Origin of the sequence: Nostoc sp. (assembly GCF_036919575.1) — a bacterium.
Taxonomy (GTDB): Bacteria; Cyanobacteriota; Cyanobacteriia; order Cyanobacteriales; family Nostocaceae; genus Nostoc.
Genome location: NZ_JBALBY010000112.1, coordinates 1 through 11,730 on the forward strand (window position 1 = coordinate 1; position 11,730 = coordinate 11,730).

8 protein-coding genes are annotated in these 11,730 nt (G+C 40.3%); all 8 read right to left on the reverse strand.

Annotated features, from left to right (window positions below; all coding sequences use genetic code 11):
- Positions 1–234 precede the first annotated feature (234 nt).
- Complete coding sequence (locus tag V7K27_RS29460) at positions 235–1,761, reverse strand: adenylate/guanylate cyclase domain-containing protein (protein ID WP_334952026.1); 1,527 nt, start codon at positions 1,759–1,761, stop codon at positions 235–237.
- Between the two features lie 287 nt (positions 1,762–2,048).
- Complete coding sequence (locus V7K27_RS29465; protein WP_334952027.1) at positions 2,049–3,074, reverse strand: chemotaxis response regulator protein-glutamate methylesterase; 1,026 nt, start codon at positions 3,072–3,074, stop codon at positions 2,049–2,051.
- Position 3,075: 1 nt separating this feature from the next.
- A complete protein-coding gene (locus V7K27_RS29470; RefSeq protein WP_334952029.1) occupies positions 3,076–6,096 on the reverse strand; it encodes a hybrid sensor histidine kinase/response regulator in 3,021 nt (1,006 codons plus the stop codon).
- A 118-nt stretch (positions 6,097–6,214) separates the two neighbouring features.
- Positions 6,215–6,964 carry a chemotaxis protein CheW gene (locus tag V7K27_RS29475; RefSeq protein ID WP_334952030.1) on the reverse strand — a complete coding sequence of 250 codons (750 nt, stop codon included), beginning with the start codon at positions 6,962–6,964 and terminating at the stop codon, positions 6,215–6,217.
- 16 nt (positions 6,965–6,980) lie between these two features.
- Positions 6,981–8,570, reverse strand: a complete 1,590-nt coding sequence (locus tag V7K27_RS29480; protein ID WP_334952054.1) for a HAMP domain-containing methyl-accepting chemotaxis protein — start codon at positions 8,568–8,570, stop codon at positions 6,981–6,983.
- Between the two features lie 84 nt (positions 8,571–8,654).
- The gene (locus V7K27_RS29485) at positions 8,655–10,004 is read right to left on the reverse strand and encodes a CheR family methyltransferase (RefSeq protein WP_334952031.1); all 1,350 of its coding nucleotides are present in this window, start codon (positions 10,002–10,004) and stop codon (positions 8,655–8,657) included.
- 7 nt (positions 10,005–10,011) lie between these two features.
- Positions 10,012–10,470, reverse strand: coding sequence for a chemotaxis protein CheW (locus V7K27_RS29490; protein ID WP_334952032.1), 459 nt, complete (start codon positions 10,468–10,470; stop codon positions 10,012–10,014).
- Between the two features lie 165 nt (positions 10,471–10,635).
- The gene (locus tag V7K27_RS29495) at positions 10,636–11,655 is read right to left on the reverse strand and encodes a hypothetical protein (RefSeq protein ID WP_334952033.1); all 1,020 of its coding nucleotides are present in this window, start codon (positions 11,653–11,655) and stop codon (positions 10,636–10,638) included.
- Positions 11,656–11,730 lie beyond the last annotated feature (75 nt).

The following is an 11,730-nucleotide window of genomic DNA, read 5'->3' on the forward strand; positions in this document are numbered from 1 at the left end:
CAATTGCAATGTTCTTAGATTACATCTTATGCTGACTTTTTGCTTAAGTTGACACCAATGAGCAGTGCTGTGCCCCTACGACAGATGTGGTTCAAATACATGATTTCTGCTGTAACGTACAAACTTAACCCGGATTTCTCACTCTCGCCAAAGTATAATTAAGTGCGATGTCTACGACGGGCTGTTCGGTGTCGCAAAAACTGAAGTCAGTAAATGATGCCTGATAATAAATACTTACTTCTCAGTAAAACGCCAAACACCATCCCATTTCTCTGTCCTATTATCTGATTCTAAAAGATAATTGACTCGACTCAGATATAAATCAGCCGTTTTGTCAGCAGAATTTACACTTAAAACTTTTGACAAATAAACCTTTGCCTGTTCAAAACTCCCTTGACGATAATAATCTAAAGCTTGTTCAAAATCCGGCTGAGACTTGAGTTTTAAAAACTTGATTTCATCAATTTCTGCATCGAGAATTTCATAAACAGAAATTGGTTCAGTTCGTCCTTTCACAACGGCTCGATCTAAAAAGCGAATTTGATACTTTGCCGAATTACTTAGATGCTCTAATGTCTGCTCAGAAATCAGCAAAGATACACCATAAAACTTAGTTAGTCCTTCTAGCCTAGCTGTTAAATTAACATTGTCAGAAAAAGCATCACCCTGCATCCGATTTTCTTCACCAACCATCCCTAACATCATGTGGCCAACATGAATACCAATACCAACTTGTAGAGGTAAGTAACCTTTTTCTACACGTTCCTCATTGTATTCATGAACCCGTTTTTGTTTAGCAACACCAGCAGCTACTGCATCATCAGCGCCTTCAGGGAAAACTGCCATCATCCCATCACCTAAAAACTTGACGATAATACCGTAATGAGAGCGAATTTCTGGACTGACACGCTTGAGATAGGCATTAACAAAGTTAAAATTATCTTGAGGAGTCATATTTTCAGAGATAGTTGTGAAAGAACGAATATCACTAAACATCACTGCCATAACTTTGCTAACATGGTCGCCTAACTGGACATCTGTAATCTTTTCTTTTCGTAAAAATCGTAAATATTCATGAGGTACAAATCGTCCGTAAGCTTTGAGAAGAGATTCTAATTCCGTATTAGCGGTTATTAATTCTTTCTCGCGTGCTTTAACGGTTTTAACCATATTAGTAAAAACTCGTGCCAATTGTCCTAGCTCATCACTACGTTTAGCAACTTCTACTAATTTATCTGGTTGAAAAGCATCGCGTTCCACATCAGAAGCCGCAGATGTCACCCGATCTACCTCCTCAATATATGCTGCTTGACGCATAATTTCCTCTTTAAACAGAGCTTCTGCTTCCTGTCGTTTAAGAAAATTTATATACGCTTTGGAATGATAGCGAATACGGGCAATTAACTCCATATTGTTAGGCAACTTTATCAGATAGTCATTTGCTCCTAATTCAAATGCTTTCGCTTTAATAACAGGTTCTTCTTTACTGGATAAGACAATTAGCGGAATATGGCAGGTAGGGGAATCTTGGGACCGGAGATACCGTACTAAAAGTAATCCTTCCATTTGAGGCATCACAAGGTCTTGCAAAATGACGGTTGGATTGCAATCTTTAGCTGCCTTGAGAGCGAGTGTCGGGTCACTACAATAGTGAAACACAATGTCTGGTTCAGTGGCTAGCATTCGAGAAATAGCTTCACCGATTATTGATTGGTCGTCAATTAGTAAAACGGTTATTTTTTCGTCTATTGTAGATGTCATAGAAGTTAGGGATTTCCAAAAAATAAATTATTCAAGAAAGCGAACCACAGAGGCGCAGGGGACACAGAGATAGGAAGAGGAAAGAGGATTGTTATATGAGATTTTTGGATATTTTTAAATTTGGAAGTCCCTGATATCGCAATACGCTTGGGTTAAGGCTAAAACTCTTTGTCAAAGTCAATTTAACGAACCGCAAAGGACGCAAAGGAAGATAAGGAAGAAATGCTTAACTGAACTGTATTGCCTTATATCGTATTTGGAGAGAATTTTAACAAAGTATGTTCAGTTTAAATTTTTTTCAGCAAGATTCTAGCAATATCATCTAGTGGTAATACCTCCACAGCAGCATCTAACTCAACAGCCGCTTTCGGCATACCATACACCACACAACTGGCTTTGTCTTGGGCAATTGTATGCCAACCTCGCAGTCGTAAAGCACTTAATCCTTGGGCACCATCTCGCCCCATACCAGTGAGCAAAATAGCTGTTCCCTGACGCTTCCAGTGTTGAGACAGACTTTTGAAAAATACATCAACTGATGGACGGTAAGGATAGTCAAGTGGGTCTTTAGTATAACCAAGAGTTAAATCTGGCTTTAAATATAGATGATCATTAGTACCCGCTACTATTACAGTTCCCACTCCGAAGCGATCGCCCGCAACAGCCAATCTAACCGATAATGGAGTTTGCTGGTCTAACCATTCCACAAAACCAGTCGAAAACTGGGCATCAACGTGTTGGATAATAGCGATCGCTGCATTAAAATTAGCAGGTAGCTTTGATAAAATAGTTGCTAAAGCTTTCGGTCCTCCCGTCGATGACCCAATAACTACTAAAGGAACTGTCACAGATAAATCACTTTGTCCTTCACGATTCCGAGATGCAGTCGGTAACTTTGTCTTGGTACTGACGGAAGATTTTTTTAACGTTTTGCCAATCCGAGCGATTTTGGCTAACAACTGACTCTCACTCTGGGCTTTATCTGAGCCAGCTACAACAGGTGTATTCACCGCATCCACTGCGCCGTAACCCATTGCTGCATACACTGAAGCAACATTCTGCTCGGCATTAGCTGTGACTATAACAATGGCACAGGGAGTATTTTGCATAATCTGTTTCGTTGCTTCTACCCCATCCATCACAGGCATCAACAAATCCATTAAGATTAAATCAGGTGTATCCTGAGCGCATTTAGTAACCGCTTCTGCACCATTACGGGCAACCCAAACCACTTGATACTCAGGATATGTCTGCAATACCCGTCGTAGTGCGGTGACTGCAATTGTTAAGTCGTTAACGATCGCTATTCTCATCTTAACGACCAATTAAATCAACTACAGCATCAATCAACGTTGAATCATGAAAACTACTTTTTGTCAAGTAGTAATCAGCCCCGGCTTCCAAACCCTGAATCCGATCTTCAGTACGATCGCGGTAGGAGACAATAATCACAGGTAGCGAGTGCAAGCGGGGATGACTTTTGATTTGCCGCACCAGTTCAATACCATTCATCCGGGGCATATCAATATCGCTAATCACTAAATCGTAGTGGTTGGTACGTACAGCATTCCACCCCTCCACCCCATTCACAGCAATATCTACATTATAACCACGATTTTCTAACAGCTTGCGTTCCATTTCTCGCACCGTAATTGAATCATCTACCACCAAAATTTTCTGACGCTGATCTAAAATTGCTGCTGTCTCTACCCTAACTTTATTTAGTTGTCCAATATTCAGAATGGCATCTATTGTCCTCACCATATCTGAGACATCTACAATCAAAACAGGTGAGCCATCTCCTAATAAAGATGTCGCACTAATATCTCGCACTTTACCTAAGCGGGAGTCAAGGGGTCTAACGACCAAATCCCGTTCACCGAGAAACTTGTCTACCACCAATCCATAAATACTAGCTTGCTCACTAATTATAACTACCGAAAGCGAACCAGACAATTGTTTAGATTCCGGTAATTCTAATACCTGATGGGCAGCGATTAATCCAATATTTTGTTGATTCATTGTAAAATATTGGCGATTTTCTACCTCTGCAATTTCCGATTGTTCTAATGTCACAATTTGCTCAATCCTGGCTAAAGGAACAGCATAGGGTTTGCCAGAAATTTCTACCAACAGCGTTCGCACAACCGAAAGCGTTAACGGCAGTTGGAAGTAGAAACTTGTCCCTTTTCCAGCGTGGGATACAGCACGTACCGTTCCTCCCACCTCCTGCGCCATACTTTTAGCAATATCCAACCCTACACCACGTCCAGAAATTTCTGTTACTTCCTTGGCAGTGGAAAATCCAGGTAAAAATAGAAACTCCATCAATTCAGCATCTGTAAATTGAGTTGCCATTTCTGAAGTTGCGAGGTTTTTGTTAATGATTTTCTGACGTAAGTTATCTGGATTAATACCTCGTCCATCATCGGATATAGTAATTACTAACATCCCTCCCCGATGAAATGCCTCTAAGCGGATTGTACCTTCAGATGGTTTTCCGGCTGCTGTTCGTTCTTGGGGTAACTCAATTCCGTGGTCAGTAGCATTTCGCAAGATATGCGTCAAAGGTGCTTCCAACTTCTTGAGAATGTCCCTGTCTACAGATGTTGCTTTCCCGACAATTTCTAACTTGACTTCCTTGTTTAACTTGCGTGCTAAATCACGAATCATCCGAGGAAAACCTTGGATACCATCTGCAAACGGACGCATATTGGAAGTAATCACTTCTCGGTAAAGGCGGTCAGATAAATTTGCAGTCCGTTGTGCGTATAATTCTAATTCATTCAGGCGATCGCTCAACAAGTTAACGCACTCTTGTTCTTTGTGTCTTGCTTCTTCTAAATACTGTTTTCCATCTTGTTCATAATTCCCCTGATCTAAAGTGTCCTGTAATTTTTCTAAAGTTCTCGACAACTCTACCAAACGCCATTTTAAGGACATCATCGAGTCTGCATGGGGTTGCAACCAGTTAGCTTCGATTAAAGATTCCCCGGCTAAACCCATAATCCGGTTCAAGTTTTCTGCACTTACCCGCACTACCCGATCTTGTGCCGGGATTTGTTCAGATGTAGATGTTGCCAGACTCTTCTCCTCAGAAGAAAGAGATTGTGATGTCTTTTGATGATTAGGAAACTCTGTTGATGAGGGAGACAGATTTCGGGATGCAGCAGGTGACTCTGGAATTAATTCGGGAGTGACTTGGCTCAAACTTGGAGATGCAGATATTTCTGTGTTCGCCTGTTTATGACTCACCTCACCTGCTGGTAAAGGCGCAACTTGCGGATTCAAAATTGCAGCGACTGCTGATTGCGTCAGGGTAAAAGCTGCATTCTGGTTTGCCAACAAATTAGGCAACTCTGCATTACTTACTTGGCTGATGCCTTGCAATAAATCTACTCCTGATAAGAGGATATCAACGTGGTCAGAATTCAGCGTAATTTTTTTATTTTGGGCTGCAACAAAGCAGTCCTCCATAACGTGAGCTAAGTTGACTACTGCATCAAGACCAACAATCCTAGCAGCTCCTTTTATAGAGTGAGCCGCCCGCATTAAAGTTTCTAATGCCTGGGCAGATTTAGGATTGTTTTCTAATGCTAGCAATCCCTCATTCATCAGATTAACCTGCGTCTCCAGTTCCAAGCGAAACAAATCCATCATGGAACCGTCATCGTTCACTATGGGAGTTAAATTCTCCGATGCAGTTACAGTGATGGGAGGGATTTCTTGAGTAGAAGCGTTAGAGATAACTAATGTACTGTGTGCTTCTGACCAAGGATTAAGTCTAACGTTAATTTCCGGTTCCAGTTCTTGAACAAAAATAATAGATGATTGACTGACTGCCTCAGTTGTAATTACTGTTGATTCCGAAGATGAGAAAGTTGATGAAGGAGATAGATTAGCTGCTATTTCCTGTTTTTGGAAAGACACATTTGTTGTTCCAGATCCCAAAAAAATTGAGATAGCTTTTTGAGTTGTTGAGAGTTCCCAAGAATGTTCTGACATCCAATGTTCAAATTCTACTTCTGCTGCTTTGCCAATACTCAAGAGTAAATGGCAGCTATGAAGTAAAAGATCAATTTGTTCGTCACCGAGGGTAACAGTACTGTTTTGGGCGGCAAGAAAGCACTCCTTCATAATTTGTGCTAAATTAGCAGCCGCTTCCCTTTCGACAAATTTAGCGCTTCCCCAGATCGAGTGTACTGCTTTAGTTGCTTGTTCCAGGTCAGTTAGGGAAGATGGTTGCGTTCTCAGTGTAGTTAGAGATTCTTTCAGGATGGATACCTGAGTCTCGATTTCCTGGCAAAACAAATCTAATAGGTTGTAATCATTCATAAGGTAACTCGGTAAGCCGAAAACTCAGTCACCTGGACAATTGTCTCTCTTCGGTGATCATTCAAATCTGTGGCTTTAGCCGCGTCTGTTTAGAGCGAGGTATGCTTACCTGCACCGGCTACAAGATTTTACTATTGAGGGTATAAAATAATAATTCAAAGTCAAGACAATTGACTTTCTTGGTCTGCCAGTTAATTATGCCTTGGGTGTAAGCTTGAGCAGCTTTGGCTATAACAACAGGTGCATCTCGTAACTCGTTAAGGTGAAAACGGTAAATGCCGTAAACCTCATCAACTGGAAACACCCACTTATCATTTTGGTATCCTGCCACCATCATTCGTTGTGTATTTACAGATTTGGGAGTTGAGGATTTTTCTTCAATTGATTCTAAGTTTAAGTTTAATAAATTGCTCAGGGACGCACACAACAAAGTTTCTCCCCGAATATTTACTAGCCCCAAAAATAACTCGTTGCTTCGGTGGGGTAGAGGTTGAATCACACAGGGGTGAGTAACTTCTTGTAAAACTTTGGCACTTAAAGCTAATTGCTCATTCCCTAGACGAAAAATCATCACAGAAATAGCTGATGCTGTCTTTATAATGGTTTCATTGTTTTGGGTTTCTTCATCAACAGGTGTTTCTTCCAGTACACTAATCCACTCATCTACATAATTAAGTGGTGGCTCCCGTTCTAACAAACTATCCCCAACCGCCGCAAAAACTTGACATTCATGACAATGAATGACATTTTTTAGTTCTGGACAGGAGCGATCGCCCATCACCCCAATTTTATTCCAGCAATCGTTTAAAACAGGACGATCAATTATTTGGCTCAAGGAAGCAGATGAATTCTCTAAATCATTACTCATTAGTCATTTGCTCTGATTAATTCCTAGAGGAAATTGAGTTTCGCAATCCTCTGGCAGCATCATCTAATTGCTCTAAGGCGTTATTACTCTCACGCAAAGCATCAACTGTTTGCTCGGAGGCTTGGCTTAATTGTCCCATTGCCTCACTAATTTGCTGTGCGCCTTCGGATTGCTCTTCTATACTCTGGCTCACCTGCTCAAACCTGGGAGGCAGACTTTGTACTTTGTTAATCACCTCGCCAACTTGATAACTAATCTTGCTGACGCGCTCAACACTATCGCTCACCGATTTGTTGAATTTATCCATTTCCATCACGCCCACTGTGACTGCTGATTGCATATCTTTAACAATTTGCTCAATTTCTAGCGTGGCGACAGCAGTTTGATTAGCCAACCGCCGAATTTCTCTAGCAACGACGGCAAATCCTGCACCATACTCTCCAGCTTTTTCGGCTTCAATTGCTGCGTTTAAGGACAGGATGCTAGTCTGATCCGCAACTTTGGTAATTGTTACCACCACATTGTTAATATTACTGGCTTTATTATTCATCGCTCCGAGCTTGGAAGAGATGGAAATAGTAGCCTCTGTCAGTTGTCGCATCACAACTTCCATCTTTGAGAGTTCATCTTGGCTATGGTTTGCTGAAGTTGCTGTGGCTTGAGCCATTCCCGCCACCTGATCCATCGTTTTTACCAGTTCTTTAGAGGTGGCGGCAATTTCTAGAGCAGTTGCTGTGACTTCATTGGTGGAAGCAACCTGTTCTGCAACCGTAGCCTCTAATTCCTTACCGGATGCGGCAATTTGAGTAGTAGAGGTGGTAATTTGGACGACAGATTTTTGAATCTGGCGAATTAAACCTTGGCTAATAAACCGTCCTAAGATAATTGCAACTGTAGGGCCTAGCAGCATTGTAACGATAGACCAAAATTTGAACTGATTAGCGCTTTCTTCTGCCTCTTTTTTGGCTTGGGTAACAATATTTTCGTTGATTTTTAAGTCTTCTAAGATTGACCCAGTTGCAGCTTCAAATGTGACGCGATTTAGTTTGGCGCGATCGCGGAGTTGATTTAAAGCATCTGCGGCTTTTTTAACAGTTACCATTTCTGGAGAAGCTGCCTGGTTCTGAATCAGAAGTTCTACTTCCCTCCTATATGGATGAAAAATTCCGAAACTCTCAAATTGCTGATTGACTTTGAGAAGTTCTTCATGATCGTTTTTCCATTTATTCCAGTTTTCTTGGAGTTTTTTATAGATTTTCTCTTCCTCGGCACTTCGCGGAGCAGTTTCGTATTGCTTAAATCCATCGTCAATTTGATCCCAAGCATTCTTAATTCGAGTTAATTCGGCTTGTCGTTCCTGTAGGGTCAATCCCGTGATTAATAAAGCCCGTTCTGAGGATTCAATTTGGGTTTGTCCTTCATTTATTTTCCACAACCCTACTAGGCTTGGTAAACTATTATTGCTTAACGTATTAATATTGGTACTCAAGCGAAATGTCCCAATCAAACCAACTAGTGCCACAATCAGAACCAATGCCCCCATAAACATAAAGGCAGTCATGATCCGACCTTGTAAGGATTGATCTTTAAACACGTTGCTCACCATCATTGTTTACCTGTCTTTTTATGTTGATAGTTGAAGAAGGATTCAGAATTAATTAGTGGGGGATTCAGACCCGCCACTTTCTTGTTAAAAATTTTGCTGTAGCTTCTGAATTCGCTCTCTCAGAATGAATGCACCAACCAAATCGCCACGATGTTCTTTTAAAAGGGTAAGGTGCATCAGTGCTTCGTAATCATTGCGATTTAAATAAAGCGCTTTTCGGAAAAATTGTTCAGCCTGAACATAGTTGCTTTTTGCCTGATACAGTGTCCCCAGTAAGGTATAAGCTTGGGCATTAGTAGAAGAAACACCTGACAAATATTCATTACAATATTTGATTGCAGCTTCTATCTGTCCTCCATCGGCTAATTGTTTAGCCAGTTCCAGACTTAAACTATTTTCTGGAATAGATAACTGAGTTTCTTTCAAAGATAGTTCTGTTTCTGAATCATTGGGAATGGTTGGCAAAAACGAGGTATGTTTGGTCAGCCTTTCTGGTAAGCTGGGAGTAGAGGATAGGGAGTAAGAAATAGAAGAAGTTTCAGAGCTTACCTTTTTAGTTTGGCTATTCTGTTTTTTTGCTCCTCTGATATTTTCAACTTGGCGGTTTTCAATTAGTGGATGATGCAAACTCTTACTTATCGTTCCTTCTGCCTTTTTCCTATAAGCGGTGAAAGGTTGGCGAATTGAGGTAAAGAGATTACTAGGAACTTTTGCGGTTTCAGCAGCCCCAACAAAAAGTAATCCATTTGGCAACAATAGACGATTCAGGGTCTTTAAGACCTCAGTACAGGCAGAATCTTCCAGATAGATTAACAAGTTGCGGCAGAAGATAACATCATACTTTAGTTGCACATTAAAAAACATATTTAGTAGATTTCCCTGCTTTAAATTCACTGTATTTCGCACCGATGGGCAAATTTCATATTTTTCTGCTGTTTGCTGAAAATAGCGGTTTCGGTCAACCAACACTTCACCTCTAAATGAATTTTTACCATAAATTCCTTGCTGTGCTTTGGCGATCGCTTGTTTGCTAATATCAATTGCATCAATGCGAAACTGTGAAGGTGATAAACCTGCTTCCATAAGAGCGATCGCTATTGAATAAGGTTCTTCACCAGTCGAACAAGGGACACTTAATAGACGCAGTGTGCCATGACTGGATTTAGTTAACCACTGCGATCGCCCAAAGTTGATCAGGAAATCAAATGATTTGCGATCGCGAAAAAAATATGTTTCTGGAACAACTATTTGTTCAACTAGTTCGGTAAATTCTTCTGGGGAAGTTTGTAAAAGTTGAAGATAAGTTTTTAAGTCGCTTAAACTACAAGCAGAGCAGCGATTATCTACGGCTTTGACAATTTTTCTGGAGCCAATAATATTACAATCAACGCCAATCTTTTTACTTAGGAGTTTTTCAATATCTGTCAAGGACATCTGTACACTATACTCCAGATTCTAATAAATTTATCTGCTTTAAAATGCTAAGTAGGCGTTCTAAATCAATATGTTGAATCATGCCTGATTCATCCATAATCATTTTGCCCAAATAGGGTGCTTCACTTGTTTGAATACCAGATGCTAAAAATTCGCTTGCTGATTTTTTGACTGTTTTTATGACTCGTTCTGCCATTAAGCCTACATATTTCAATTTGTCAGATTCTTCAGCCGGATAACTAACAATAAAGACGCGGGTACTCAGGTAGGCTTGGCTTGGTTTTCCTCGAATTAATTGACAAAGGTCAATCACTGGAACAATTGCACCCCGATAATTAAATAACCCAGCTACATAATTTGGTACATGATGAACTTCTCTGTATGTTACTCTCGGAATCACTTCCACTACATGAGAACTTTCTATTGCATACACATTACTGCCAATATAGAAAAGTAACATTAACATAATTGATTAATAATTAGTAATTGGTAACTAGGTCTTAGCACATAATTTCGTAAGTTCATAGCCAATCCTCTCTCTTGAAAAAACTTGGCGTCCCTCTGCGTTTAAAACCGCTACGAATTCATGCTTTTATTTACTGACTGATTACTTTTAACAAGTCCCGTGGGTTTAATCATTCCCCATCACCAATTCTAATTGAAAAAATTCAATCAAGTCTTCCAAAGATGTATCTTCATCTGTGGGTGTAGTTAATTCAATTTCTTGAATTGTCTGAGGATTTAAATATTGAAAAGTTTCACAAGTCAAAATTTGGATTGCTTCTTTTGGAAGGCTGGCAATTTCCTGGAGATAACGCATGAGTCGAGATTTGGCAAAACTGACTTGAAAGCGAGCGCGTTTTAAAAGGCGTTGTCGGATATTCTCATAAAGTTCTGGATTATCCACAGCTAAAGTTGCAGTTGTTTGATTTAAAATAACGGGTACGACATCTGGATTTTCTTCTAAAAAAAGCAGGCTGCCTTCCTGGTTGTAAGCATCTATGCCATCTATCCCTAATGAACCAATATCTGCAAGGGCAATGATACAAGCCACAACAGATAAATCTCTGGTTTGATCGTAAAGGGCAGGTTGATAAATGCCTTGGTCAGATGGATCGTAGATGCAAATGGTAGCTTCGATAGCATCTTGAATAATCGATATATCTGCATCTGTAAACAGGGCAGAATTATCAATACAATGCTTCTTTAACTGCTGATTTACTCCTTTTATATAATTCAATAGTTTTTCAAAAGTTAGATTTTCACTTACCCCAGGTTCACGCCGTCTGGAAGTATGAGGCTGGGTTTGGGGAACAAAAATCTGAATCATGTCATGAGCAACTGCACACAGTTCTAGCAACAGATTTGTGCGTGTTATGTACTCTGGTGTCACCTCCTTACCTAATGACGCTCGCCAATAAGGACAAATTACCTGAAAAATGGCATTTGCTCGGCGCTGTACATGATTTAGATGTTCGCGCGTATGGTAGTAAAGCTGATTTTCAACAACTTCGCGGTCAAACTCCCCAAGGGCAAAGTTTTTTACTCTCGCAATCACTTCTGCAAAGGTGCTGGGAAGCCAAGCTGAGTTGTCTTCTGAATCTTCTTGGAAGTACCTATTATTTTGGTTTAGTCGCTCACGTATAAACAATATTAACTCTCCTAATCTTTGTTATTTTGAAAACTTTGATGGCTGATAACAGATATTCTCGGTAATTTCCGAAGT